This is a genomic window from Geopsychrobacter electrodiphilus DSM 16401 (assembly GCF_000384395.1).
In the GTDB taxonomy this organism is placed as follows: Bacteria; Desulfobacterota; Desulfuromonadia; order Desulfuromonadales; family Geopsychrobacteraceae; genus Geopsychrobacter; species Geopsychrobacter electrodiphilus.
The window spans coordinates 2,588,323-2,611,453 of record NZ_ARWE01000001.1 but is presented as its reverse complement, the minus strand read 5'-3'; the positions used below and the strand labels follow the sequence as shown (position 1 = coordinate 2,611,453).

Annotated in this window: 33 protein-coding genes; 32 read left to right on the top strand and 1 reads right to left on the bottom strand. The window is 50.0% G+C overall.

Features of this window, described 5'->3' with window-relative positions; genetic code table 11:
• Positions 1 to 33: 33 nt before the first annotated feature.
• The 32 genes from rplB (at position 34) to D888_RS0112325 (ending at position 21,989) form a co-directional block, all read left to right on the top strand.
• Positions 34 to 861: a 50S ribosomal protein L2 gene (gene rplB, locus D888_RS0112470; protein ID WP_020676894.1), complete on the top strand. Its 828-nt coding sequence runs from the start codon at positions 34 to 36 to the stop codon at positions 859 to 861.
• Positions 862 to 892: 31 nt separating this feature from the next.
• Positions 893 to 1,174: a 30S ribosomal protein S19 gene (gene rpsS, locus D888_RS0112465; protein WP_026362374.1), complete on the top strand. Its 282-nt coding sequence runs from the start codon at positions 893 to 895 to the stop codon at positions 1,172 to 1,174.
• A gap of 27 nt (positions 1,175 to 1,201) precedes the next feature.
• Positions 1,202 to 1,534 carry a 50S ribosomal protein L22 gene (gene rplV / locus D888_RS0112460; protein WP_020676892.1) on the top strand — a complete coding sequence of 111 codons (333 nt, stop codon included), beginning with the start codon at positions 1,202 to 1,204 and terminating at the stop codon, positions 1,532 to 1,534.
• Positions 1,535 to 1,554: 20 nt separating this feature from the next.
• Positions 1,555 to 2,199, top strand: coding sequence for a 30S ribosomal protein S3 (rpsC, locus tag D888_RS0112455; protein WP_020676891.1), 645 nt, complete (start codon positions 1,555 to 1,557; stop codon positions 2,197 to 2,199).
• Positions 2,200 to 2,217: 18 nt separating this feature from the next.
• A complete protein-coding gene (rplP, locus tag D888_RS0112450; RefSeq protein ID WP_020676890.1) occupies positions 2,218 to 2,643 on the top strand; it encodes a 50S ribosomal protein L16 in 426 nt (141 codons plus the stop codon).
• Positions 2,633 to 2,824, top strand: a complete 192-nt coding sequence (rpmC, locus tag D888_RS0112445) for a 50S ribosomal protein L29 (protein WP_020676889.1) — start codon at positions 2,633 to 2,635, stop codon at positions 2,822 to 2,824. Before rplP ends, rpmC begins: the two co-directional genes overlap by 11 nt.
• Positions 2,825 to 2,837: 13 nt before the next feature.
• Positions 2,838 to 3,104 carry a 30S ribosomal protein S17 gene (gene rpsQ / locus D888_RS0112440; RefSeq protein WP_020676888.1) on the top strand — a complete coding sequence of 89 codons (267 nt, stop codon included), beginning with the start codon at positions 2,838 to 2,840 and terminating at the stop codon, positions 3,102 to 3,104.
• Positions 3,105 to 3,115: 11 nt separating this feature from the next.
• Positions 3,116 to 3,484 carry a 50S ribosomal protein L14 gene (rplN, locus tag D888_RS0112435; RefSeq protein ID WP_020676887.1) on the top strand — a complete coding sequence of 123 codons (369 nt, stop codon included), beginning with the start codon at positions 3,116 to 3,118 and terminating at the stop codon, positions 3,482 to 3,484.
• A 25-nt stretch (positions 3,485 to 3,509) separates the two neighbouring features.
• Positions 3,510 to 3,839, top strand: coding sequence for a 50S ribosomal protein L24 (rplX, locus tag D888_RS0112430; protein ID WP_020676886.1), 330 nt, complete (start codon positions 3,510 to 3,512; stop codon positions 3,837 to 3,839).
• A 12-nt stretch (positions 3,840 to 3,851) separates the two neighbouring features.
• Positions 3,852 to 4,391 (top strand): 50S ribosomal protein L5, encoded by a 540-nt coding sequence (gene rplE / locus D888_RS0112425; protein WP_020676885.1) that lies wholly within the window; start codon positions 3,852 to 3,854, stop codon positions 4,389 to 4,391.
• Between the two features lie 23 nt (positions 4,392 to 4,414).
• Positions 4,415 to 4,600: a type Z 30S ribosomal protein S14 gene (locus tag D888_RS23710; RefSeq protein ID WP_083928854.1), complete on the top strand. Its 186-nt coding sequence runs from the start codon at positions 4,415 to 4,417 to the stop codon at positions 4,598 to 4,600.
• Between the two features lie 24 nt (positions 4,601 to 4,624).
• Positions 4,625 to 5,023 (top strand): 30S ribosomal protein S8, encoded by a 399-nt coding sequence (gene rpsH, locus D888_RS0112420; protein ID WP_020676884.1) that lies wholly within the window; start codon positions 4,625 to 4,627, stop codon positions 5,021 to 5,023.
• Positions 5,024 to 5,057: 34 nt separating this feature from the next.
• The gene (gene rplF / locus D888_RS0112415) at positions 5,058 to 5,594 is read left to right on the top strand and encodes a 50S ribosomal protein L6 (RefSeq protein ID WP_020676883.1); all 537 of its coding nucleotides are present in this window, start codon (positions 5,058 to 5,060) and stop codon (positions 5,592 to 5,594) included.
• Positions 5,595 to 5,612: 18 nt separating this feature from the next.
• Positions 5,613 to 5,981, top strand: a complete 369-nt coding sequence (gene rplR / locus D888_RS0112410; protein ID WP_020676882.1) for a 50S ribosomal protein L18 — start codon at positions 5,613 to 5,615, stop codon at positions 5,979 to 5,981.
• 12 nt (positions 5,982 to 5,993) lie between these two features.
• Positions 5,994 to 6,476 carry a 30S ribosomal protein S5 gene (rpsE, locus tag D888_RS0112405; RefSeq protein ID WP_026362373.1) on the top strand — a complete coding sequence of 161 codons (483 nt, stop codon included), beginning with the start codon at positions 5,994 to 5,996 and terminating at the stop codon, positions 6,474 to 6,476.
• A 35-nt stretch (positions 6,477 to 6,511) separates the two neighbouring features.
• Positions 6,512 to 6,691, top strand: coding sequence for a 50S ribosomal protein L30 (gene rpmD / locus D888_RS0112400; RefSeq protein WP_020676880.1), 180 nt, complete (start codon positions 6,512 to 6,514; stop codon positions 6,689 to 6,691).
• A 20-nt stretch (positions 6,692 to 6,711) separates the two neighbouring features.
• Positions 6,712 to 7,152 (top strand): 50S ribosomal protein L15, encoded by a 441-nt coding sequence (gene rplO, locus D888_RS0112395; RefSeq protein WP_020676879.1) that lies wholly within the window; start codon positions 6,712 to 6,714, stop codon positions 7,150 to 7,152.
• Between the two features lies 1 nt (position 7,153).
• Complete coding sequence (gene secY / locus D888_RS0112390; RefSeq protein WP_020676878.1) at positions 7,154 to 8,464, top strand: preprotein translocase subunit SecY; 1,311 nt, start codon at positions 7,154 to 7,156, stop codon at positions 8,462 to 8,464.
• Positions 8,465 to 8,481: 17 nt separating this feature from the next.
• Positions 8,482 to 9,129, top strand: a complete 648-nt coding sequence (locus D888_RS0112385) for an adenylate kinase (RefSeq protein ID WP_020676877.1) — start codon at positions 8,482 to 8,484, stop codon at positions 9,127 to 9,129.
• A 1-nt stretch (position 9,130) separates the two neighbouring features.
• The gene (gene map / locus D888_RS0112380) at positions 9,131 to 9,877 is read left to right on the top strand and encodes a type I methionyl aminopeptidase (protein WP_020676876.1); all 747 of its coding nucleotides are present in this window, start codon (positions 9,131 to 9,133) and stop codon (positions 9,875 to 9,877) included.
• A gap of 71 nt (positions 9,878 to 9,948) precedes the next feature.
• Positions 9,949 to 10,062: a 50S ribosomal protein L36 gene (gene rpmJ / locus D888_RS23705; RefSeq protein ID WP_083928853.1), complete on the top strand. Its 114-nt coding sequence runs from the start codon at positions 9,949 to 9,951 to the stop codon at positions 10,060 to 10,062.
• A gap of 19 nt (positions 10,063 to 10,081) precedes the next feature.
• The gene (rpsM, locus tag D888_RS0112375) at positions 10,082 to 10,450 is read left to right on the top strand and encodes a 30S ribosomal protein S13 (protein WP_020676875.1); all 369 of its coding nucleotides are present in this window, start codon (positions 10,082 to 10,084) and stop codon (positions 10,448 to 10,450) included.
• A gap of 12 nt (positions 10,451 to 10,462) precedes the next feature.
• A complete protein-coding gene (gene rpsK, locus D888_RS0112370; protein WP_020676874.1) occupies positions 10,463 to 10,858 on the top strand; it encodes a 30S ribosomal protein S11 in 396 nt (131 codons plus the stop codon).
• A gap of 18 nt (positions 10,859 to 10,876) precedes the next feature.
• Positions 10,877 to 11,506: a 30S ribosomal protein S4 gene (gene rpsD / locus D888_RS0112365; protein ID WP_020676873.1), complete on the top strand. Its 630-nt coding sequence runs from the start codon at positions 10,877 to 10,879 to the stop codon at positions 11,504 to 11,506.
• Between the two features lie 42 nt (positions 11,507 to 11,548).
• Positions 11,549 to 12,565, top strand: coding sequence for a DNA-directed RNA polymerase subunit alpha (locus D888_RS0112360; protein ID WP_020676872.1), 1,017 nt, complete (start codon positions 11,549 to 11,551; stop codon positions 12,563 to 12,565).
• A gap of 35 nt (positions 12,566 to 12,600) precedes the next feature.
• The gene (gene rplQ, locus D888_RS0112355) at positions 12,601 to 13,092 is read left to right on the top strand and encodes a 50S ribosomal protein L17 (RefSeq protein ID WP_020676871.1); all 492 of its coding nucleotides are present in this window, start codon (positions 12,601 to 12,603) and stop codon (positions 13,090 to 13,092) included.
• Positions 13,093 to 13,260: 168 nt separating this feature from the next.
• A complete protein-coding gene (mgtE, locus tag D888_RS0112350) occupies positions 13,261 to 14,619 on the top strand; it encodes a magnesium transporter (protein WP_020676870.1) in 1,359 nt (452 codons plus the stop codon).
• Positions 14,620 to 14,632: 13 nt separating this feature from the next.
• Positions 14,633 to 15,400, top strand: coding sequence for a DNA repair protein RecO (recO, locus tag D888_RS0112345; protein ID WP_020676869.1), 768 nt, complete (start codon positions 14,633 to 14,635; stop codon positions 15,398 to 15,400).
• Between the two features lie 100 nt (positions 15,401 to 15,500).
• On the top strand, positions 15,501 to 16,370 hold the full coding sequence (gene glyQ / locus D888_RS0112340) for a glycine--tRNA ligase subunit alpha (protein WP_020676868.1): 870 nt from the start codon (positions 15,501 to 15,503) through the stop codon (positions 16,368 to 16,370).
• Between the two features lie 46 nt (positions 16,371 to 16,416).
• Positions 16,417 to 18,483, top strand: coding sequence for a glycine--tRNA ligase subunit beta (gene glyS, locus D888_RS0112335; protein WP_020676867.1), 2,067 nt, complete (start codon positions 16,417 to 16,419; stop codon positions 18,481 to 18,483).
• A 274-nt stretch (positions 18,484 to 18,757) separates the two neighbouring features.
• Complete coding sequence (ppdK, locus tag D888_RS0112330; RefSeq protein WP_020676866.1) at positions 18,758 to 21,415, top strand: pyruvate, phosphate dikinase; 2,658 nt, start codon at positions 18,758 to 18,760, stop codon at positions 21,413 to 21,415.
• A gap of 208 nt (positions 21,416 to 21,623) precedes the next feature.
• The gene (locus D888_RS0112325; protein ID WP_020676865.1) at positions 21,624 to 21,989 is read left to right on the top strand and encodes a putative quinol monooxygenase; all 366 of its coding nucleotides are present in this window, start codon (positions 21,624 to 21,626) and stop codon (positions 21,987 to 21,989) included.
• A 196-nt stretch (positions 21,990 to 22,185) separates the two neighbouring features.
• Here D888_RS0112325 and D888_RS0112320 read toward each other — a convergent pair whose 3' ends face one another.
• Positions 22,186 to 23,040, bottom strand: a complete 855-nt coding sequence (locus D888_RS0112320) for a pirin family protein (RefSeq protein WP_020676864.1) — start codon at positions 23,038 to 23,040, stop codon at positions 22,186 to 22,188.
• Between the last annotated feature and the right edge of the window lie 91 nt (positions 23,041 to 23,131).

Genomic DNA, 23,131 nt, shown 5'->3' with positions numbered 1-23,131 from the left:
TGCCACGCGCATAGCCGTAACGGAGTAAAGACGATGGGTATAAAGAAATTTAATCCGACCTCAGCGGGTCGGCGGCATATGGCTTCTTCGACCTTCGCGGAAGTAACGACCTCGACACCAGAAAAATCACTTCTGGCACCATTGACAAAATCGGGTGGACGTAATAATAATGGTCGGATTACCAAGCGACATACTGGCGGTGGCCATAAGCGCAAGTATCGGGTCGTTGATTTCCGTCGAGACAAGAAAGACGTCCCTGCGCGAGTGGCGACAATCGAATATGATCCGAACCGATCGGCACGTATAGCGTTGCTGCACTATGTGGATGGTGAGAAGCGTTATATTCTTGCGCCGAATGGTCTGAATGTCGGTGACCAGGTTGTTGCAAGTGAATCAGCCGACATCAAACCTGGGAACGCAATGAGTATTCGTTCAATTCCTCTCGGCACCTGGGTTCATAATGTCGAGATGAAGATTGGTGGCGGAGGCCAGCTTGCTCGTAGTGCGGGCACGTATGCTGCTATTGCGGCCAAGGAAGGCCGCTACGCTCAACTGCGTCTTCCCTCTGGCGAGGTTCGGTTGATACTTCAGGAGTGTCTTGCATCTATAGGCCAGGTCGGCAACCTTGATTTTGAGAATATCAAACTGGGTAAGGCCGGGCGTGCGCGGTGGCTCGGTAGGCGCCCTCAGTCTCGTGGCGTTGCCATGAACCCGGTTGATCACCCGCATGGTGGTGGCGAGGGTAAGAGCTCAGGCGGACGACATCCTGTGACTCCCTGGGGTGTCCCGACCAAGGGTTACAAGACTCGGTCCAACAAACGCACAGATAAATTTATCGTTCGTCGCCGTAATAAGAAGTAATTAATTAAGATAGATGCAGTAGGAGAGGATCGTGGCTAGATCAATTAAGAAGGGACCTTTTGTGGACGAATGTCTGCTGCGCAAGGTCGATCTCGAGGGTGAGCCGAATCGCAGTAAGGTTGTTAAGACCTGGTCACGCCGTTCGACTATTATCCCAGAATTTGTTGGGTCAACATTTGCCGTGCATAACGGCAAGAAATTCATTCCTGTGTTTGTTTCCGAAAATATGGTCGGGCACAAATTGGGCGAGTTTTCCCCAACACGGACCTACTACGGCCACGGTGCCGATAAGAAAGGCAAGGTCCGTAAGTAAGGACCGGCCGCGTAACAGGAGTTCCACATGGAATCTGTAGCTAAGCTGAGAAATGTTCGCCTTTCTCCAAGAAAGGCGAGACTTGTTGTCGATTTGGTCCGAGGTAAGGGGATTCAGGAGGCGTTCAATACTCTCCAGTTCTCTCCACAGAAGACTGCGCCAATACTTTCTAAATTACTGAAGTCTGCTGTTGCAAACGCTGAGCAGAAGGGTGTATCAGATGTCGACCAGTTGTTCATTAAGACTGCAAGTGTCGATCAGGGCCCTGTCTTGAAGCGTTTCATTCCTCGTGCTCAGGGGCGCGCCAGCAAAATTCGCAAGCCGACCAGCCACATTACTGTGGTTCTGGCCGTTAAGTAAGACGCCAAGGAGGTGACCCGTTGGGCCAGAAAGTTCATCCGATAGGATTTCGTCTCGGGATTAACCGGACCTGGGAGTCCAGGTGGTATGCTGATTCCGATTACAGCGAAAAGCTACACGCTGATTTGAAGTTACGCAACTTCCTTAAAAAGCGCCTTTACCATGCGGGTATCTCCAAGATTGAACTGGAGCGTGCTGCAAATAAGGTTAAGGTTAACATCTTTGCTGCACGCCCCGGAATTATCATTGGTAAGAAGGGTGCTGAGGTTGAAGAACTCAAACGTGACCTTGCTAAGCTGACTGACGATGAGTGTTTTATTAATATTCAGGAGGTTCGTAAGCCTGAAATTGATGCTCAACTGGTTGCTGAAAGCGTTGCACTGCAGATGGAGCGTCGAGTCGCATTTCGACGTGCTATGAAGCGGAGTGTCAGCATGGCACTTAAGTTCGGTGCTCAGGGGATCAAGATTGAATGTTCTGGCCGTCTCGGTGGTGCCGAGATGAGCCGTCGCGAGTGGTACCGTGAAGGGCGGGTGCCTCTGCACACCCTGCGTGCCGATATCGACTACGGTTTTGCCGAAGCCAAGACGACCTATGGAATTATCGGTGTCAAGGTCCTCATCTTTAAAGGTGAAGTCTTTGGCAAAGATCAGCCCGCTGGCTGATAGCAGGAGTTTTACACGATGTTAATGCCAAAGAAAGTAAAACACAGAAAGCAATTTACCGGTCGCATGACGGGTGCTGCCAGCCGAGGGAACGAAGTTAACTTCGGCGATTACGGTTTGCAGGCCCTTGATTGTGGTTGGCTTACAGCCCGACAACTTGAAGCGGCCCGTCGTGCCATGACGCGTTACATCAAGCGTGGCGGTAAAATTTGGATTCGTACCTTTCCGCATAAACCATTGACCAGCAAGCCCGCTGAAACTCGGATGGGTAAAGGTAAGGGCTCTCCCGAAAAATGGGTTGCAGTGGTTAAACCTGGGCATATCATTTATGAAATGCAAGGCGTTGATGAGGATATCGCACGCGAAGCTTTCCGCTTGGCCGCTCACAAGCTGCCGATGAAAACTAAGTTTGTGAAAAGAGAGGCTGGCACTGATGAAAGCTAATGAAATCAAAGACCTCAGTGTTGAGGCGCTGCATGCTAAAGCCGTAGAGCTTGAACGAGAAATGTTCAATCTGCGATTTCAACTTCATACCGGGCACCTTGAGAATTCGGCCAAGTTGTCCCAGATTCGAAAGGATGTCGCCCGCGTCAAGACTGTCCTGAATCAGAAACTTGATGCCTGAGGTGAGGGAAACAATGGACACACAGCGTGGAACCCGGAGCACCCGGATTGGTATTGTGGTCAGTGACAAAATGGATAAAACCGTTGTTGTGCGTGTTGACCAGGTCGTAAAACACAGAATTTATAAAAAATACATCAAGCGCAGGGTTAACTGTAAGGCTCATGATGAGGCCAATAGTTGCTGCATCGGGGATAAGGTTCTGATCGTTGAGACTCGCCCACTGTCGAAAGACAAGCATTGGCGTGTCCGGGAAGTCCTTGAAAAAGCCGTAATTGCTTAGGAGAATGAACCATGATTCAGATGCAGTCCATGCTCAGTGTGGCCGACAATTCCGGGGCTAAAAAGCTCTGTTGTATTAAGGTTCCAGGTGGGTCGAAGCGTAAATATGCTGGCATCGGCGATGTTATTATCTGCAGCGTCAAAGAGGCTCTGCCGAATTCCAGGGTAAAAAAAGGTGATGTGGTGCGTGCGGTTATCGTTCGCACGGCCAAGGAAGTTCGTCGCAACGATGGTTCCTATATCCGGTTTGATAATAATTCAGCGGTAGTAGTTAACGCTGGTAATGATCCGGTTGGTACTCGTATCTTTGGACCGGTGGCCCGTGAATTGCGTGCCAAATCATTCATGAAGATCGTTTCGCTGGCCCCTGAAGTACTTTAATCAAAAGCGTTGGAGATACAAATAGATGGCAACTTTCAAATTTCATGTCAAAAAAGGCGACATGGTGAAGGTAATTTCTGGTAAGGAAAAAAGTAAGACTGGTAAAGTTTTACTTTTGTTTCCCACCAAGGGTCGCCTAGTCGTTGAAGGCTTGAATGTGATCAAGCGTCATACCCGCCCGACTCAACTTCGTCCTGAGGGTGGTATTGTCGAGAAAGAAGCAGCAATCAATATATCGAATGTTATGTTGATCTGTCCTTCTTGCAGCGAGGCTTCTCGTACTGGAATGCGTGCCATTGAAGATGGTAGCAGAGTTCGTTATTGCAAAAAATGTAACGAAATCGTCGATAAATAAACGGAGAGTTTGATGGCCAGGTTAAAACAGGCGTATCAGCAGGAACAAATTCCTGCATTGATGAAAGAGTTCCAGTATCGGAACGTCATGGAAGTTCCCAGGATTGAGAAAGTTGTCCTTAATATGGGATTGGGTGAGGCGATTCAAAACCCTAAGTTGCTCGAGTCCGCGGTTGAGGAGCTAAGCGCTATTACTGGTCAAAAGGCCATTATTACCCGCGCTAAGCGTTCTATTGCAGGGTTTAAACTTCGGGAGGATATGCCGATTGGTGCCTGTGTTACCCTGCGGCACAACCGTGCATGGGAGTTTCTTGATCGTTTGATCAATGTTGCCTTGCCTCGAGTACGTGATTTTAAGGGAGTCTCTAGTAAGGCTTTTGACGGCCGTGGCAATTATACCCTTGGTGTTCGTGAACAGCTGATTTTTCCTGAGATTGATCTAGAAAAAATTGCAAAAGTCTCTGGATTGAATATCACAATTGTAACGACAGCCAAGACCGATGAGGAAGGGCGCGCCCTGCTTACTGGTATGGGTATGCCGTTCCGGAAATAAGCGTAGGCTAGCGGAGGAAAGTTGTGGCTAAGAAGTCAATAATTGCAAAGGCCAACCGGCCGGCGAAATTTAAAGTTCGTGAGTACAACCGCTGTCCACTCTGCGGCCGTCCGCGTGCTTACTATCGTAAGTTTAACATGTGCAGAATTTGTCTGCGGAAACTGGCCAACGAGGGGAAACTCCCAGGTGTGGTCAAGTCCAGCTGGTAACAGCGCTAAGAAGGAGCTCCATCCATGTCAATGACCGATCCGATCGCGGATTTGCTTACACGTATTCGTAACGCTGGGATGGCGAGGCACGCTAAGCTTGATCTTCCCTCCAGCAACTTGAAAGTTGCTATCAGCGAAGTTCTTAAGGTGCAGGGATTTATTAAGAACTACAAAACAATCTCTGATGCTAAGCAGGGTGTTCTGCGAATTTATCTCAAATACGATGAAAATCAAACTCATGTCATCCATGAGGTCAAAAGGATCTCCACTCCCGGTTGCCGTGTTTATGTTGGTCAGGGAGAGATCCCTAGGGTCAAAAATGGCCATGGTTGTTCTATCCTTTCGACTTCGAAAGGGGTACTGGATGATGTTGCCGCCCGCCGTGAGCAGGTTGGTGGGGAAGTAATCTGCACAATCTGGTAAGCAGATTCTAGTAAAGAAGTTAAGGAGCTTCACCATGTCAAGAATCGGAAAACTTCCCGTTACTATCCCAGCTGGGGTCAAGGTTTCAATGAACGGGAACGAGATTAGTGTCCAGGGCGTCAAGGGCAGCCTGAAGCAGCTGCTTCATGAACGAGTTTGTGTCGCTGTCGAAGCGGATCAGGTTATTGTCACTCGTCCTTCGGATAGTAAAACTGATAGTGCACTTCACGGGCTCAGCCGTTCGTTGATCAGTAATATGGTCGTTGGCGTCAGCGAGGGTTTCACTCGCGTGCTTGAAATCAACGGCGTAGGTTATCGTGCTGAAATCACCGGTACAAAATTAACTTTAAGCCTTGGCTATTCGCATCCTGTGGTATACGAAGTGCCTGCCGGGATTGAAATTGAAGTCGAGAAGCAGACAAAAGTTATTATCAGAGGTATTGATAAACAATTGGTCGGTTCAGCGGCCGCCAAGATCCGTTCCTTCCGTAAGCCTGAGCCATACAAGGGTAAAGGTGTTAAATACGCTGAGGAGCGCATCCTGCGCAAAGCCGGCAAGACCGGTAAGTAACAGATAAGGAGTTCGGCCGTGGATATTGCGCAGAGCAGAAGACTTGCACGCCTTAAGCGCCAGGCGCGCGTTCGAAAAAAAGTAATAGGAACTCCAGGGCGTCCGCGTCTTTCGGTTTTCCGTAGTGCAGGGCACATTTATGCTCAAATTATTGAAGATACCAGCGGGCACACGTTAGTGGCTGCTTCAACTCTGAGTAAAGATGTAGCTAGTTCTGTAAAATTTAAAGGGAATGTCGAAGCTGCTAAGGCGGTTGGCACCGCGATTGCGAAACAAGCCTTGGCGCGGAATATCGACACTGTTGTTTTTGACCGTAACGGCTTTTTGTATCAGGGCCGCGTGCAAGCTCTTGCTGACGCTGCTCGCGAAGCCGGCTTGAAGCTCTAAGAGGAGAAGATGGTGCAACGTATCGATCCGAATGAGATGGAATTGACCGATCGGGTGATTCATATCAACCGAAATTCAAAGGTCGTTAAGGGTGGTCGTCGCTTCAGCTTTTCCGCACTGGTGGTTGTCGGTGACGGAGCTGGGCGTGTCGGCTATGGTCTCGGAAAAGCAAAAGAGGTTCCCGAGGCTATTCGTAAGGGAGTAGAGCAGGCTCGCAAGAGTTTGATCAAGGTCCCGCTTGAAGGTACAACTATTCCATATGATGTGCTTGGCAAGTTTGGTGCTGGCAAAGTACTGCTTAAGCCTGCATCTGACGGTACCGGTGTCATCGCCGGGGGAGCAGTGCGCCCCGTTCTTGAAGCTGTCGGTATTCACAACATCTTGACCAAGTGCCTGGGCTCAAATAACCCACACAACGTTGTCAAGGCGACCTTTGATGCGCTGAAAATGCTCAGAAGCCCGGCAGAGATAAAAACTCGCCGTGGCCTGTCCTGAGCCAGCCTTTTAGGTGAATTACAAGGAGACTGGCCATGTCGGCTGAAGTAAAAGTGACCCTGAAGAAAAGTCCAATTGGACGCGCTGCCTATTTCGGCAAGGTGCTCAAAGGGCTTGGCCTTAATAAACTGCAACAGACTGTTTGCCTTAAGGACACTCCTGAGATTCGTGGAATGATTCGTAAGGTTGAGCATATGGTTGTCGTTGAAGACTGATTTTCGTAGAGGACTACACGATGGATCTGAGTAATCTGCAACCGGCTCCCGGTTCAACAAAAAATAGAAAACGTATCGGACGCGGTCCAGGCTCTGGAACCGGTAAAACGTCAGGTAAAGGTCACAAAGGTCAAAAGGCGCGCAGCGGTGGCAGTATTAAGCCCGGCTTCGAGGGTGGCCAGATGCCATTACAGCGCCGGTTGCCAAAGCGTGGATTTACTCCACTGACTCGCAAGGAATATACTTTGGTCAATCTTGAAGACCTTGAAGTATTTGATGCAGGGAGTACGGTTGGTCTTGAAGCTTTCTCGAGTGTGGGGTTAGTTGGAAAGCTTAATGATGGTGTCAAGATTCTGGCTTCTGGAGACTTAACCAAAGCTTTGACAGTTCAAGCTCATAAATTCAGCAAAGCGGCCGTTGCCAAGATTGAAGCAATTGGCGGCAAGGTTGAGGTGATTTAACGTGTGGACAACGCTGCAGAATATCGTCGCCATTCCTGAACTGCGGCGCCGCATCCTCTTTACCTTGGGTATGCTTGCCGTCTATCGTGTCGGGTGTCATGTGCCGACTCCTGGCATTGACGCTCAGGTTCTTGCTAAGTTTTTTGAGGGGACTGAGGGTACTTTACTTGGGATGGTGAGTGCCTTTACCGGTGGCGCTTTACAGCGCATGACTGTTTTTGCCCTTGGCATAATGCCTTACATTAGTTCCTCGATTATCCTTCAACTTCTGACTGTCGTGTTTGAACCGATTGAGAAGCTTTCGAAGGAGGGAGAGGCTGGCAAGCGCAAGATAACCCAGTACACTCGCTATGGAACGATTGCATTGGCAGTTATCCAGGGTGCGGGTATTGCTGTTGGTCTGCAGACTATGACAGGTCCGGCAGGAGAATTGGTTGTGCCGAACCCCGGTACAGGTTTTGTTCTCATGACCATTCTGACTTTGACCGCAGGTACTGCTTTTATTATGTGGTTGGGAGAGCAGGTAACCGAGCGGGGCATTGGTAACGGGATCTCATTGATCATCTTTGCTGGGATTATAGCTGGAACTCCTGCTGCAATCGTAAACTCTCTTCGTCTAATGGATACGGGCGCAATGACGCCGGCAGTAATGCTATTCATTCTGATTCTCATGCTTGCTGTTGTTGCAGCCATCGTGTTTATGGAACGTGCCCAGCGTCGAGTTCCGATTCACTATGCTAAACGCGTTGTCGGTATGCGTAATATGGGAGGGCAGGCCAGCCATCTACCGCTGAAGATTAATATGAGCGGTGTTATCCCCCCGATTTTCGCAAGTTCAATTATTATGTTTCCTGCTACAGTGGCGAATCTGATTAATGTTCCTTGGGTGCAATCTGTGGCCGCGGTTATGACACCCGGGCACTGGATCTATACGCTTTTTTATGTTGCGTTTATTGTCTTCTTTTGCTACTTCTACACGGCTGTGACCTTTAACCCGGTCAGTGTAGCCGAAAATGTTAAGAGCCAGGGTGGCTTTATCCCCGGGGTAAGGCCTGGGAAGGAAACGTCAGATTACCTTGATATGGTCCTTGGGCGGCTGACTTTTGCTGGGGCTGTCTATGTTTCTGTCGTTTGCGTGTTGCCCACACTCTTGATTAGTAAGTTTAATGTCCCATTCTTTTTTGGGGGGACTTCTCTGTTGATTGTTGTAGGTGTCGGATTAGATACGGCTTCGCAGATTGAGGCTCATTTGATTTCACGTTCATATGAAGGTTTTATGAAAGGCGTGTCTCTCAAGGGTCGGCACGGCTGATTGAGGATCTTTTTACGATGAATATGGTTTTGCTAGGACCTCCGGGAGCAGGGAAGGGTACGCAGGCTGCTCGGCTTGTCGAGAATTTTGGAATCCCACAAATCTCTACTGGCGAGATGTTGCGTGCTGCTGTGCGAGAATCGACCCCTATGGGTCTTAGGGCTAAAGCATTCATGGATTCGGGAGCTCTGGTGACCGACGAAGTGGTTGTTGGGATAGTGCGCGAACGTCTTCAACTTGAAGATTGTTCTAATGGCTTTATTCTTGACGGATTCCCGCGAACTCTTCCCCAGGCCGACTCTTTAACCGGAGTATTGGTGGGATTAGGTAGAAAACTTGACGTGGTGGTTTCTTTGCAGGTTGATACTGACTCTTTGGTTGAGCGTTTAACAGGTCGCCGCACTTGCCGCGATTGTTCACTGGGCTTCCATATTCGGTTCGATCCGCCTGCTGTTGCCAATGTGTGCAACAGTTGTGGCGGTGAATTAGTTCAACGAGAAGATGACAAGGAAGATACCATCAGGAATCGGATGGAAGTCTACCATATGCAGACTGCGCCTCTTGAAGACTATTACCGCAAGAACGGGCTGTTGAAGACGGTAGACGGGATGGCTTCAATCGATAGCGTTCAAGGTCAGATTCTCGACATCTTGCAGGCAATTTAGCATGATAGTCGTAAAGACTTCGGCTGAATTGGAGCGGATGAGAAACTCTGGTCGAATGGTCGCTGAAGTTTTGGAACTGTTAGGGGAAAGAATTGCGCCAGGCGTGACGACCCTGGAACTTGATCGTATTGCCGAGGAACAATGTCTGAAGAGAAGGGCTATCCCTGCTTTCAAGGGGTATGGTGGCTTTCCGTTTACCATTTGTGCTTCACCTAATGATCAGGTGGTTCACGGTTTTCCCAACTCTATCCCCTTGGTAACGGGTGATATTATTAGTATAGATTTTGGTTTAATTTACGAAGGATTTTATGGAGACTCTGCTTATACTTTCGCGGTAGGCAAGATCAATGGGGAGAGGCAGAATCTTCTAGATGTAACAAAGCAATCCCTCAAAGACGGGATTGCTGCCGCTCTTCCCGGTGGACGGCTTTCGGATATCTCCCATGCGGTGCAGTCTTGTGCAGAGGCTAAGGGTTATGGCATCGTCAGGGAATTTGTAGGGCACGGTATTGGTCGCGCACTGCATGAAGATCCACAGGTCCCGAACTATGGGCCTGCGGGACGAGGTCCGCAACTGAAGCCAGGAATGACTCTGGCGATTGAGCCGATGGTCAACTTTGGATCTCCATCTGTTAAGGTTCTAGAAGACGGGTGGACGGCTGTCACGATTGATGGTGGGATATCGGCACATTTCGAGCACACGGTTGCTATAACTGATAACGGGCCGGAAATATTGACTAAACTTTAATTTTGGCTACTTCACATTTTTATCTGCCAATTAAAGATTGAAATGATTGTAACAGAGAAAAGGATCACAGGATGAAGGTTAGATCTTCGGTTAAAGAAATATGTGATAAATGTAAAGTTGTTAAGCGTAAAGGGATTGTGCGCATTATCTGCGAAAATCCTAAGCATAAGCAAAGACAGGGTTAGACCCTAGGAGGACAGGACATTGGCACGTATTGCTGGAGTCGATTTACCGCGTAACAAGCGTATTGAAGTGGCTATGACCTATGTGTATGGGATTGGACGCACTTCTTCGCAAAAGATTCTTGCGTCTGCTGGCGTAGATCTGAATACCCGCACTGATGATTTGACGGAAGCTGAATTAGCGAAAATTCGTGAGATCATGAATGTGGATTACCAAGTTGAGGGCGACCTTCGTCGTGAGGTCACCATGAATATCAAACGGTTGATGGATCTCGGTTGCTATCGCGGCCTACGCCATCGTAAAGGGCTACCTTGTCGCGGTCAGAAGACCAAGACAAATGCCCGGACTTGTAAAGGTCCTAAAAAGACCGTTGCCGGCAAGAAAAAGTAAGCGGGAGCTACCATGGCTAAGTCAGGTAAAAAAGTTGTCAGGAAGAAGGTTGAGAAAAAGAATATTGCACGCGGTGTCGTACATATTCAGTCTACCTTCAACAATACTATTGTTACAATCTGTGATCCTGCCGGGAATGTAATTGCCTGGTCTACATCGGGTGCTAAGGGCTTCAAGGGGTCGCGTAAGAGTACCCCTTTTGCTGCGCAGATGGCTGCTGAAGATGCCGCCATTAAAGCAAAGGAGCATGGGATGAGAACGGTCGAGGCCTATGTGAAGGGACCCGGGAGCGGACGTGAGTCTGCCCTACGTGCTCTTTCGCTGGCGGGTCTGACTGTGACAATGATTAAAGATGTAACACCCATTCCCCATAACGGTTGTCGTCCGCCGAAACGTCGTCGCGTTTAAGCGGTAAGGAGGAAGAAGTTGGCTAGGTATTCCGGAGCTGTCTGTCGTCAGTGCAGAAGAGAAAGCGCTAAGCTGTTCCTTAAGGGGGACCGGTGCTATACAGATAAATGTGCTATTGAGCGTCGTAATTATGCCCCAGGGCAACATGGACAACGTCGTACCAAGGTTACTGAGTACGGTCTGCAGTTACGCGAGAAGCAAAAGGTTAAGCGGACTTATGGTCTGCAGGAGAAACAATTCCGTCTTTACTTCGCTAAGGCCGATCGTATGAAAGGTGTTACCGGGGAAAACCTGCTGGTTCTCCTGGAACGTCGACTTGACAGCATAGCTTATCGTCTCGGTTTTTCTGTTTCGCGCTCACAGGCACGTACGCTCGTTCGTCATGGTCATTTCCATGTTAACGGCAGTAAAGTTAATATCCCTTCCTACCTTGTGCGTCCCGGGGATGTTGTCGAACTGCGTGAGAAGAGTCGCGAAATTGTTACTTTCAACGAAGCGCTCGACAGTGTCATGCGCCGTGGTGTTCCTTCTTGGGTTGAACTTGATCGTGAAAAATTCAAGGGTACCATTAAGGCTCTGCCGGTTCGTGACGAGTTGACCACGCCTGAATTCCAGGAACAACTGATAGTCGAACTGTATTCGAAATAACAGTCTGTCTTATCCTGTTGTTTTGCGAGGGAGTGCACCATTATGTATAAAAACTGGAGAGATCTGATCAAACCCTCGCGGTTGCAGATCGATGCAGATACGCTGACTGATTCGTACGGTAAGTTTGTTGCTGAGCCTCTTGAGCGTGGTTTTGGAACCACCCTTGGGAATTCTCTTCGCAGGGTTCTGCTCTCATCCCTACAGGGAGCAGCCATAACCTCGATGCGTATCAAAGACGTACAACATGAATTTTCAAGTGTTGCTGGTGTGACTGAAGATGTCACAGATATCCTTTTGAACCTCAAAGGGGTAAAGGTTCGTTTACATGGCCATGACCCTCGCAATATTCGTATTGTAAAAAAGGGTGCGGGTACCGTTAAGGCAGGCGACATCATCACTGATGGTAATGTCGAAATCTTGAATCCCGACCATCACATTGCAACCTGTGACAAAGAAGCGGATCTTGAAATAGATATGACCGCCGCAATGGGTAAGGGCTACGTTCCTTCTGAACGGAACCGTGTTGAAGACTCACCGGTAGGTACGATTGCTATTGACGCAATCTTTACCCCGATTAATAAGGTCAACTATACCGTTTCGAACGCTCGTGTTGGTCAGATGACAGACTATGACAAACTGACGCTTGAGGTTTATACTGATGCGAGCGTACGTCCAGATGACGCTGTAGCGTATGCCTCCAAAATTCTTAAAGAGCAATTACAGGTTTTTATTAATTTTGACGAATCAGATGAGCCACAGATCGTTGAAACTGATGAAGTCAGTAGCCGTATCAACGAGAATCTTTATCGCTCAGTTGAAGAACTCGAGCTTTCAGTCCGTAGCGCCAACTGTCTGAAAAATGCCCAAATCAATATGATTGGCGAGTTGGTTCAGCGGTCCGAAGCTGAGATGCTCAAGACTCAGAACTTCGGTCGCAAGTCCCTTAATGAGATCAAAGATATTCTTTCCGAGATGGGACTGACTCTTGGAATGAAGACCGATGGTTTTCCAGATCCTGAATATTTAAAATTGATCCAACAGGGTCAGGACGAAGAATAATCGTCCCTCTGTGAAGTTACGAAAGGATAAACGTAATGCGTCACAATAAAATTGGTAGACGTCTTGGGCGTGGCCCGTCGCATCGCGCGCACATGATGGCCAATATGATGACTTCCCTGTTTGAGTTTGAGAAACTGTCGACGACAGTTACTCGCGCGAAAGAGCTTCGTCGTATCGCTGAGCGGATGATTACCCTGGCCAAGCGCGGTGATTTAAATTCTCGTCGTCAGGTTCTTAAGGTCATTCATGACCGAAAGATTGTTGCTAAGTTGTTCGATACGATTGCACCTCGCTATCAGGAACGAGAAGGTGGCTATACGCGTATTATGCGTCTCAATCCTCGCGTGGGTGATAATGCGCCCATGTCGATTATTGAATTGGTTGAGGCGGAGTTGACGTTAAAGCCTAAAAAGGCTGTGACAAAAATAGACCAACCCAAATTAGCTGCTGATGTCGCTCCTGTCGTTGAAAAAGATGTTGAACTGACGGCCGAGGTCTCATCCGAAGAGGAAAAAGCAGAAGGCTGATAGCTCCTCGCATAGAAATATTCCAGGCGGGACAGGGAGCGAAAGTTCTCTGTCCCGTTTTGTTTTGTTTTTAAATTTCGCGTACGCGGTGTAAGGTTTTGTGCGGGGGACATCCCAACCTCATAAAAATACCGGTTAGATCGTCTTTAATTGACTATGGAGGTTTTCATGCAGGAACAGAGAATGCAGGTTCTTCTCGGGTCGGTACGAAAGCTTTTGCGTCGTGGTGCCACCCCTAATCTGCGCAAGGCCTTGGCTAAGATTCATCCTGCAGATATCGCTCATCTCTTTCTCTATCTTGACCTCAAAGATCAAACTTTACTTCTTAGCCTGATTTCTGATAAGTCGCGTGCCGCCGATGTTCTTTCTGAACTCGACTGGTCAGAGGGTGCGCATCTACTTGAAAAAATAGATCGTGAGACCATTATTGCCATTTTGCAAGAGATGGCGGATGACGATATCGTAGAATTATTACGGAATATGCCTGATGAGTTGGCCGAGGAAATTCTGTCAGCCCTGCAAAGCGAGCATTCAGATGATATAGAACAATTGCTTGGTTATGATGAAGATACGGCCGGTGGTATCATGTCGACCGATGTTTTCTCTCTCGATCAAAATCTTAGCGTAAGTCAGGCGATAGACGCCCTGCAGGGTGCTGAAGAGTTTGAGATGGTCTTCTATGTTTACGTCACCGATGAGCATAATCATCTGGTTGGAGTCCTCTCTTTACGCCAGTTACTGACAGTTCCCCCTTCGACCTGTTTGAAAGATATCATGACGACCGATGTTATCAGGGTTCGGACCGATATGGATCAGGAAGAGGTTGCCGGGCTGGTCGCTAAATACAATATTCTCGGCATTCCGGTCGTCGATGAAATCGGCAAACTGATGGGAATAGTCACTGTCGATGACGTCATCGATGTTATGCGTGAAGAGGCCAACGAAGATATTTTCAGGATGGCCGGTACCAGCCAGGAAGAACTCATGTATGGCAATAAGGCTTTTCAGGTTGCCAGATTGCGATTGCCCTGGTTACTGACGACCCTCTGTGGCGGGGTTCTGACCGGGTTTCTGATGTGGGTTTTTAGGGCCACGCTTGAGCAGGCGATCTCGCTCATATCATTCATCCCTGTTATTACCGGGATGGGAGGGAACGTCGGCGGTCAGACTTCGACGATCGTGGTGCGCGGCTTCGCCACCGGGCGGATCGATTTTTCCATGTTGCGCAAGATTTTTTTCAGGGAGCTAAGAGTCGGCTTAATTATGGGCTCCATCTGTGGCATGACCATTGCCGCGGTTGCTTATGTTTGGCACCATAATCTGTACCTGGGCCTTGTTGTTGGCGTTGCTATGGCCGTTGCTATCTCTGTTGCTGCTTGCATGGGTGTTTTAGCTGCCTCTTTTTTCAAAAAAGTCGGTATTGACCCCGCGATCGCAGCCAGTCCCTTTGTTCAAACAGTCAATGATATAACCGGGATCTTAATCTATTTTTCAACGGCTACTTTTTTCCTCGTACATCTAACCTAACCCGGGAGGTTGGATGGTGCGGCGTGTGCCACACAATAGCCCTGCGATTATGTTGCGGCAGATCAATTATGGGGAAGCGGACTTGGTAGTTTCTTTTCTGTCCCCGACACACGGGCTGTTGCGAGGGTACGCACGTGGTGGGCGCAAAAGTGTGAAGCGCTTTGGCCCAGCTCTAGAACCGTTCACTCAAATCGAAATTCGCTGGCAGGCAGGTCTTGGTGACCTGTTGACGTTGCTGGACGCCGACTTGATTGACGCACGCCGCGGGTTACGTCAATCTTTGCCGCAACTGGCCCTGGCGAGTTATTGTGTTGAGTTAATCGAGATGCTGCTTCAGGAAGGAGATCCGCAGCCGGATATCTTTAGTTTGATGGCGGGCTGTCTCGATTTTCTTGCAGACGGTGGTGGCACTCAACTGGCCAGACTTCTATTTGAAATCCGACTCGTCAAGCATCTTGGCTATATTCCCCACCTCCTTCATTGCAGTGAATGTTTTGTTCGATTCGAGGAGGCTTTGATCGCGTTCGATCCTCTTCGAGGAGGAAGCCTCTGTCGCTCTTGTGCTGCAGGCGCTTCACAGCTTGAAGTTGGGGTCGGAACCCTCGGGAGTCTTTCGCGTGCATTGCAAACGCCCATTGATCTCTTTGCGGGGTTTCAATTTGGGGGCAGAACGTTGAGAGATGGGGCGGCAATGATGAACCTGGTGCTTCAATTGATCCTTCCGCGAGTTCCCAAATCACAACGTTTTCTGCAGCAAACATTGAGTCCTGCCGATCCTTGACATCCCCTATATCGGGGGCTAAACTGCGCGCACCAAAAATTACCAGAACAGGATTTTTCACGTCGCTGCTAGCGTCAGCATGATCAATAATGGAGGACCCGTGACTTTTCAGAACCTGATACTTTCTCTGCAGAACTACTGGGCGCAGCAGGGATGCTTGATTCAACAGCCCTATGATATGGAAAAAGGCGCTGGCACATTCAACCCCGCAACCTTTCTGCGTGTGCTGGGACCGGAGCCGTGGAAAGTCGCTTACGTCGAACCCTCACGCCGGCCGACTGACGGTCGCTATGGAGAGAATCCGAATCGCCTTCAACACTATTATCAATTTCAGGTCATTCTCAAACCCTCACCGCAGAATATTCAGGATCTTTACCTGAATTCATTGAAGAGTTTCGGCATCGATCCCAGAGACCATGATATCCGTTTTGTGGAGGATGACTGGGAATCTCCGACTCTTGGAGCCTGGGGCCTGGGTTGGGAAGTTTGGCTTGATGGGATGGAAATTACTCAATTCACCTACTTTCAACAGGCGGGAGGCATTGACCTGAAACCTGTCTCCGGTGAAATTACCTACGGTATCGAACGAATCGCCATGTATATTCAAGGGGTTGACAATGTTTATGACCTTGAATGGACTGACGGCATTAAGTATGGAGATATTCATCATCAGACCGAGGTTGAGTTCTCTAAGTACAACTTTGAAGAAGCGGATACCTCCATGCTTTTTCAACTCTTTGATATGTATGAAAAAGAGTGTGTTCGTCTGGCTGAAAAAGAGTTGGTTTTCCCGGCTTACGATTTTGTCCTCAAAGGGTCACATGCCTTTAACCTGCTCGATGCGCGCAGTGCGATATCGGTGACTGAACGCGCCGGTTATATCGGACGTGTCCGGAACCTGGCTAAAATCTGTGCTGAGGGCTACGTTAAACAACGAGAGAAACTCGGGTTTCCATTGTTGAAGGGGTGAGCTTTTGTGACTAAGAGGGTGCGCCCTTTTTCGACTGGAGAATAGAATGTCCGCAGAACTTTTTCTTGAAATTGGCACCGAAGAGATCCCCGCAGGCCTGATCCCCAAAGCATTGGCAGACATGCAGCGACTCCTGATCAAAGAGTTTGATCAGGCCCGGATTTCATACGGGCAGATCCAGACCTTTGCTACGCCCCGGCGCCTGTGCATCTCCGTTGCCGGTGTGGCACGTCAGCAAAAACGCCTGGAACTTGAAGTGACCGGTCCGCCAGCCCGCATCGCTTTTGACGCAGAGGGGAAGCCGACCAAGGCTGCCGAAGGTTTTGCCCGTACCAACGGGGTAGAGGTGTCAGAGCTAACGACCATCGAAACCCCGAAAGGGGCCTATCTGTTTATTTCCAAGGTGATTGAGGGCGGTGAGTCTTTGGCACAGTTGCCGACCATACTCGAATCGGTCATCAGCAATATTCCGTTTCGTAAATCAATGCGCTGGAAGGATCTCGATGTCCGTTTTGCACGACCGATACACTGGTTGGTTGCGCTCTACGGTGGAGAGGTTTTGCCGGTTGTGTTTGGAGATGTCCACAGTGGAAATCTCTCCCGCGGCCACCGTTTCATGGCACCTAACGCGTTTCCCGTTGCTGATCTGGCAGACTACCTGGCCAAGGCTGAGGCGCATCATGTCATTCCGCAGATTGAAAAACGGCGCGGCCTGATTGAGGCACAGATGGAAGAGATCGCCCAAAAACTTGGTGGGCGGATCAACCCTGATCCCGCCCTGCTCGAAGAGGTCAGCTATCTGGTTGAGACTCCGAAAGCTCTGGTTGGTACGATCGAAGCGCGCTTTTTGGCTCTGCCACCCGAACTCCTGATTACCAGTATGCGTGAGCATCAGCGTTACTTTACCCTGGTCGATGCCGAGGGCAGGTTGATGCCCCATTTCATCACCATCGCCAACACCATCCCACGCAATCCTCTGGTCGTCATCGCCGGGAATGAGCGCGTTCTGCGCGCGCGGCTGTCCGATGCAATGTTCTTCTGGCAAGAAGATCAAAAAAAGCCGTTAGAATCACGGCTTGAAGCACTCAAGAAGGTCGTTTATCAGGCGAAACTCGGCACCAGCTTCGAGAAGATCGAACGCTTCCGTACCCTGTCCAGCGAAATGGCCACTAATTTGAATCCAGCGATCAAGGGTCTGGTGGAACGTGCCGCCCTTTTGGCCAAGTGTGACCTTGAAACCGGAATGGTTTATGAATTCCCAGAGTTACAAGGCGTCATGGGCCGTGAATATTCTCTGCTGGAGAAAGAAGACCCGCGCGTCTCGCTGGCCATCTTCGAACATTACCTGCCGACTCAGGCGGGCGGAGAACTGCCGTCGGATGATGTTGGTGCTTTCGTCTCCCTGGCCGACAAGATCGATACCCTCTGTGGTTGCTTCTCGGTTGGTCTCATCCCAACCGGCACTGCCGACCCTTATGCGCTGCGACGCGCAACCATTGGCATTCTCGCGATTATTCTGGAACGGAACTACGTTGTTTCAATTCCGACTCTGGTCGCGCGTAGCCTGCATCTGCTTGAGAAAAAAGCTGAGCGCCCGCTGGCGGTCATCGCGGCCGAAGTGGTCGAATTTATCCGTCTGCGGCTGGTTAATATGTTGACCAGTCAGGGATATCCAGCTGAGGTGGTTGATGCAGTTCTGAGTGCCAGTTTTGACCAGCCAGGGGATGCCCTGGCCCGGGTGAAGGCCCTGACCGAGTTGAAAGGTCGCGATGATTTTGAACCCCTCGCCGCTGCTTTCAAACGCGTGGTCAATATTATCAAGGGGGGCGTCGTTGAGGTTGTCGATCCTTCCCTGTTTGAAACAGAAAGTGAAAAAGTCCTGCATCAGCAGCTGATAGCAGTTCAGAACGGGTTGAAACAACTTGTGGATGCTGCAGATTACTCCAAAGCTCTGATAACTATCGCCGGGCTTCGACCTGCGGTCGATGCCTTCTTTGACGGGGTTATGGTTATGGCCGAAGATGAAAAGGTGCGCATCAATCGGTTGGCTCTGTTAACCTCAGTCTCGCGGCTCTTTACTGATATAGCGGATTTTTCGAAGATATCAGCCTGAGTTTCGGGCGGCGGCGGGCACTGTCGCACGAAACCTGAATTCCCGCAGCACGACGTCGATTTCAGACTATACTTATTATTGATGGCCGATACCGGTCATCTCCCGGGAGGCTCACAATGATGAAGCTCCGGTTCAATCGTCTTCGCAATCGGTATGAGAGTGCCAATGTTGAGGCATGATTGTGCTTGGGCTTTTATCATTTGATCTTCGGGTGATGTAGGCTTTTCGGTCTTTTTATTTGAGGTTAGAGACCTAACGTAGAGGAGTGGTTGATATGACAAAGTATGTGTATTTTTTTGGGGGAGGCCAGGCCGACGGAGCAAGCGGCATGCGCAATCTGCTCGGGGGCAAAGGTGCCAATCTCGCTGAAATGACCTCCATCGGTCTGCCGGTCCCTGCCGGTTTCACTATAACTACCGAGGTCTGTACTGCCTTTTATGCCAACGACCGTCAGTATCCTGCAGGGCTGATTCAGGAGGTGTCTGAGCATATGGCGCGGGTTGAGCAGTTGATGGGAAAAAAGTTTGGTGACCGCACCAATCCTCTCCTGGTTTCTGTGCGTTCCGGTTCGCGTGCTTCGATGCCGGGTATGATGGATACGGTACTTAATCTGGGACTTAATGATGAAACCATCCGGGGGATCATCGACCAGAGTAAAGACCCGCGCTTCGCCTACGATTCATACCGTCGTTTTATCCAGATGTACGCCAACGTTGTGATGGGACTGAAGGGTGACATCCTTGAAGATATTTTCGAAGAATTAAAAGAGGATCGTGGCGTTGACCTCGATACCGAACTGACTGCCGATGATCTTAAGCAACTGGTTGGGTTGTTTAAAAATAAAGTGAAGGAGACGCTAGGCACCTCCTTCCCCGAAAACCCGCAGGATCAGCTATGGGGCGCCATCGGCGCGGTGTTCGGATCCTGGATGAACCCACGCGCTATTACCTATCGCCGCTTGAATAATATCCCGGCAACCTGGGGCACTGCTGTCAGCGTTCAGTCGATGGTCTTCGGCAATATGGGGAATGATTGCGCCACGGGTGTCGCCTTTACTCGGAACCCCTCGACCGGTGAAAACCTCTTTTTTGGAGAGTTTCTGGTGAACGCCCAGGGGGAAGATGTGGTCGCGGGTATCCGCACGCCTCAGCCGATTAATATGGCTGGTGGCGACGGCTCTTTGCCGTCGATGGAAGAGGTGATGCCGGAGAGTTATGCACAGTTGATGACGATTCAGCAGACCCTCGAAAAACATTATCATGATATGCAGGATATTGAGTTTACCATCGAAAAGGGTCGGCTATTTATGTTGCAGACGCGCACCGGTAAGCGCACTGCAACTGCTGCGATCCGTGTAGCCGTTGATATGGTCCGGGAAGGGTTGATCAGTCAGAAGGAAGCTATTCTGCGCGTCTCTCCCGAGCAACTTGACCAACTGCTCCACCCCTCGCTTGACCCTAAAGCCGAAAAACAAGTGATCGCCAAGGGGCTTCCGGCCTCACCCGGAGCGGCGAGCGGTGAGGTGGTCTTTTATGCGGATGAGGCTGAATCAGCCGCCCGTGAGGGGCGCAAGGTTATTCTGGTCCGGATCGAAACCAGCCCCGAAGATATCCATGGCATGCACGCGGCGCAGGGAATTCTGACTACACGGGGCGGGATGACATCACATGCGGCCGTGGTGGCGCGCGGGATGGGAAAATGCTGCGTCTCCGGTTGCGGGGATATCCGCGTCAACTATGAAAAAGAGCTCTTTGTTGCAACCGGTGGGGTGACTGTTAAAAAAGGGGACATGCTGACCCTCGACGGTTCAACCGGGCAGGTTATGCTGGGTAAGGTGCCAACCGTTCAACCCGAACTGACGGGTGACTTTGGTACCCTGATGGGCTGGGTTGACAGTGTCCGTCGCCTCAAGGTGCGCACCAACGCCGATACACCACATGATGCAAAGGTGGCACGTAACTTTGGGGCCGAAGGGATTGGCCTTTGCCGGACCGAGCATATGTTCTTCGATGCCGAGCGAATCATGGCTGTGCGTGAAATGATTCTGGCCGAGGACCTTGAAGGACGGACCAACGCACTGGCCAAGATTTTGCCGATGCAAAAAAGTGATTTTCTTGGACTCTTCCGTGAGATGAAGGATCTGCCGGTCACTATCCGTCTGCTCGATCCACCTTTGCATGAATTCTTGCCGCAGACCGAAGCGGAGATTGTTGATCTGGCAAAGGTGATGAAAGTGCCACCACAGACTCTACATGCCAAGGTCGACTCGTTGCACGAAACCAATCCGATGCTCGGTCATCGCGGCTGCCGACTCGGGATCAGCTACCCTGAAATTTACGACATGCAGGTTCAGGCAATTATCGAAGCTGCTTGTGAACTGGTTAAAAATGAAGGATTCAGTATCATCCCGGAAATAATGATTCCGCTGGTCAGTCACGTCAATGAACTTGCGGTCCTGCGTAAGAATGCGATCCGGGTCGCAGATGAGGTCATCGCGCGTTATGCGGTTAAGGTTGAGTATCTCATCGGGACCATGATCGAATTGCCGCGCGCTGCCCTCACCGCCGATGAAATCGCGACCGAAGCCGAATTCTTCAGCTTCGGCACCAACGACCTGACCCAGACCTGTTTCGGTTTGTCACGTGATGATGCAGGCAAGTTTTTGCCCAGCTATGTTGATCAGGAGATTCTGCCCGAAGACCCCTTCGTCGCCATCGACCAGAACGGGGTGGGACAGTTGATTCAAATCGGCTGTGAAAAAGGGCGTAAAACCCGTCCTGCTATCAAGCTGGGAATCTGTGGTGAGCATGGCGGCGAACCTTCGAGCGTCATCTTCTGCCATAAGGTTGGGCTCGATTATGTCTCCTGTTCCCCCTTCCGGGTACCGATTGCGCGTCTGGCAGCGGCCCATGCGGTACTGCTGGAAGATTAAACCTCAACAGAACGAATTATCTTGATATCGACCCTGGCAGGTTACAGCTTGCCAGGGTCTTTTCCATTTAAAGCCATTTTCCCGATTCCAGGGGCTGAAGGATTATTGAACCGCTGCGTGTATTGACAGTCTCAAAACGCCTGATGAAACTGAATCAGGTGGTGCATGGATCAAATGAGTCGAAACGATGTGCGACAAGGAGGAAGCTATGGCAACCCAAGACAGATGCTGTTCGGTCGTCCCCTATTTCAAAATCATGAGCGGGAAGCGTGCGGAATTTAAATCGCTGTGCGAAAAATTCGTAGAAAAGACCAGCACCGAGCCGAAGTGCCTCTATTATGGTTTCAGTTTTGACGGTGACCAGGCGCATTGTCGAGAAGGATACAAAGATGCCGAAGCTGTGCTGACGCATCTCAAAAGCGTAGATGTTTTGCTTAAGGAATCTCTAACGATAGCTGATCTGATCCGCCTCGAAGTTCATGGCCCGGAAGAAGAACTTGCCAAACTCCGTAAGCCACTGGCCGAAATGAAGCCACAGTTCTTTGTCCTGGAATATGGTTTTCGACGCGAATAAAGAGTCAAAATCCCTTTTATCTGGCATGTTTTCCCACCCCTGGACCGGAAGGGGCTGTTAATAGCGCGCCTGAGGGTCATCGGCCATGGATGAATTAGCGAGCCACAATGCCGGAACCTGATTGAAAGCTCCACACACAGCATAGACAATGTTGCCTTTTTTGTTCATCCGACCGCTTATTCGGGATCTCACAGCTTTAGCCATGTTTTATAAAGGTGCCGTTGTGAAATTCGTTAAAGGCATGTTGCAACTCTTCCTGAGTGTTCATCACGATCGGTCCGCCCCAGGCGACAGGTTCACCCAGTGGTCGCCCTGAGATCAACAGAAACCGCAAATAAACATCCCCTGCCTGGATACACACCTGGTCGCCCTGATCAAACAAGATGAGTGATTTATTACCGAGCAAGGCACCGGAGTCTTCGTCGAAGCGTCCCTCCCCGGCGTGAACGTAAGCGAATACGGTGTGATTTTTCGGAGTCTGGTAGATAAAGGTCGTGTTCGCCGGGACCCACACATCAAGGTATTCGGGTTCAATCATCACATCGCTCACCGGTCCGGATACCTCTCCGATCTGTCCACAGATGACCTTTATTTCAGTGCCATTGTCCAGTGTAAGGATCGGGATCTGTGCAGCTTTGATGTCACGGTAGCGCGGATGAATCATTTTGCTGGCTGCCGGCAGGTTGGCCCACAGCTGGAACCCCTCCATTTTGCCATCTTTGTCTCCCTGCGGCATCTCCTGATGAATGATACCGCTGCCGGCCGTCATCCATTGCACATCGCCGCAGCCGATCTCCCCCCGATTGTTGAGGCTGTCACCATGCGCCACTACCCCCTTGAGAACATAGGTGATGGTCTCCATGCCGCGATGGGGGTGCCAGGGGAAGCCTTTCTCGTAGTATGCAGGAGTGTCGGATCGGAAATCATCGAGCAGCAGAAAAGGGTCGAACAAGTTCACATCCTTATTGCCAAAGGCCCGGTTCAGATGTACTCCGGCTCCTTCCAGGGTGGGAATACTGGTCATCACACGCTTGATTTTTCTGGTGGTCATTGACTCCTCCTGCGGTTAGTGAAGGGTGAATGTAATGCAGTATAGCAGCTGCATACGGGATTGGAGGCGCTCTCAAGAGGTGCGTTGACTA

Bases quoted from the DNA above. Each gene is read 5' to 3' on its own strand.
- D888_RS0112320 (WP_020676864.1), bottom strand. From the start codon at position 23,040: ATGACCACCAGAAAAATCAAGCGTGTGATGACCAGTATTCCCACCCTG.
- rplX (WP_020676886.1), top strand. From the start codon at position 3,510: ATGGCAACTTTCAAATTTCATGTCAAAAAAGGCGACATGGTGAAGGTA.
- rplF (WP_020676883.1), top strand. From the start codon at position 5,058: ATGTCAAGAATCGGAAAACTTCCCGTTACTATCCCAGCTGGGGTCAAG.
- D888_RS0112360 (WP_020676872.1), top strand. From the start codon at position 11,549: ATGTATAAAAACTGGAGAGATCTGATCAAACCCTCGCGGTTGCAGATC.
- rpsQ (WP_020676888.1), top strand. From the start codon at position 2,838: ATGGACACACAGCGTGGAACCCGGAGCACCCGGATTGGTATTGTGGTC.
- mgtE (WP_020676870.1), top strand. From the start codon at position 13,261: ATGCAGGAACAGAGAATGCAGGTTCTTCTCGGGTCGGTACGAAAGCTT.
- D888_RS0112325 (WP_020676865.1), top strand. From the start codon at position 21,624: ATGGCAACCCAAGACAGATGCTGTTCGGTCGTCCCCTATTTCAAAATC.
- rplN (WP_020676887.1), top strand. From the start codon at position 3,116: ATGATTCAGATGCAGTCCATGCTCAGTGTGGCCGACAATTCCGGGGCT.
- rplQ (WP_020676871.1), top strand. From the start codon at position 12,601: ATGCGTCACAATAAAATTGGTAGACGTCTTGGGCGTGGCCCGTCGCAT.
- rplV (WP_020676892.1), top strand. From the start codon at position 1,202: ATGGAATCTGTAGCTAAGCTGAGAAATGTTCGCCTTTCTCCAAGAAAG.
- rplE (WP_020676885.1), top strand. From the start codon at position 3,852: ATGGCCAGGTTAAAACAGGCGTATCAGCAGGAACAAATTCCTGCATTG.
- rpmJ (WP_083928853.1), top strand. From the start codon at position 9,949: ATGAAGGTTAGATCTTCGGTTAAAGAAATATGTGATAAATGTAAAGTT.
- rplB (WP_020676894.1), top strand. From the start codon at position 34: ATGGGTATAAAGAAATTTAATCCGACCTCAGCGGGTCGGCGGCATATG.
- glyS (WP_020676867.1), top strand. From the start codon at position 16,417: ATGTCCGCAGAACTTTTTCTTGAAATTGGCACCGAAGAGATCCCCGCA.
- D888_RS0112385 (WP_020676877.1), top strand. From the start codon at position 8,482: ATGAATATGGTTTTGCTAGGACCTCCGGGAGCAGGGAAGGGTACGCAG.
- rpsH (WP_020676884.1), top strand. From the start codon at position 4,625: ATGTCAATGACCGATCCGATCGCGGATTTGCTTACACGTATTCGTAAC.
- rpsK (WP_020676874.1), top strand. From the start codon at position 10,463: ATGGCTAAGTCAGGTAAAAAAGTTGTCAGGAAGAAGGTTGAGAAAAAG.
- recO (WP_020676869.1), top strand. From the start codon at position 14,633: ATGGTGCGGCGTGTGCCACACAATAGCCCTGCGATTATGTTGCGGCAG.
- rplP (WP_020676890.1), top strand. From the start codon at position 2,218: ATGTTAATGCCAAAGAAAGTAAAACACAGAAAGCAATTTACCGGTCGC.
- rpmD (WP_020676880.1), top strand. From the start codon at position 6,512: ATGTCGGCTGAAGTAAAAGTGACCCTGAAGAAAAGTCCAATTGGACGC.
- rpmC (WP_020676889.1), top strand. From the start codon at position 2,633: ATGAAAGCTAATGAAATCAAAGACCTCAGTGTTGAGGCGCTGCATGCT.
- map (WP_020676876.1), top strand. From the start codon at position 9,131: ATGATAGTCGTAAAGACTTCGGCTGAATTGGAGCGGATGAGAAACTCT.
- ppdK (WP_020676866.1), top strand. From the start codon at position 18,758: ATGACAAAGTATGTGTATTTTTTTGGGGGAGGCCAGGCCGACGGAGCA.
- rplO (WP_020676879.1), top strand. From the start codon at position 6,712: ATGGATCTGAGTAATCTGCAACCGGCTCCCGGTTCAACAAAAAATAGA.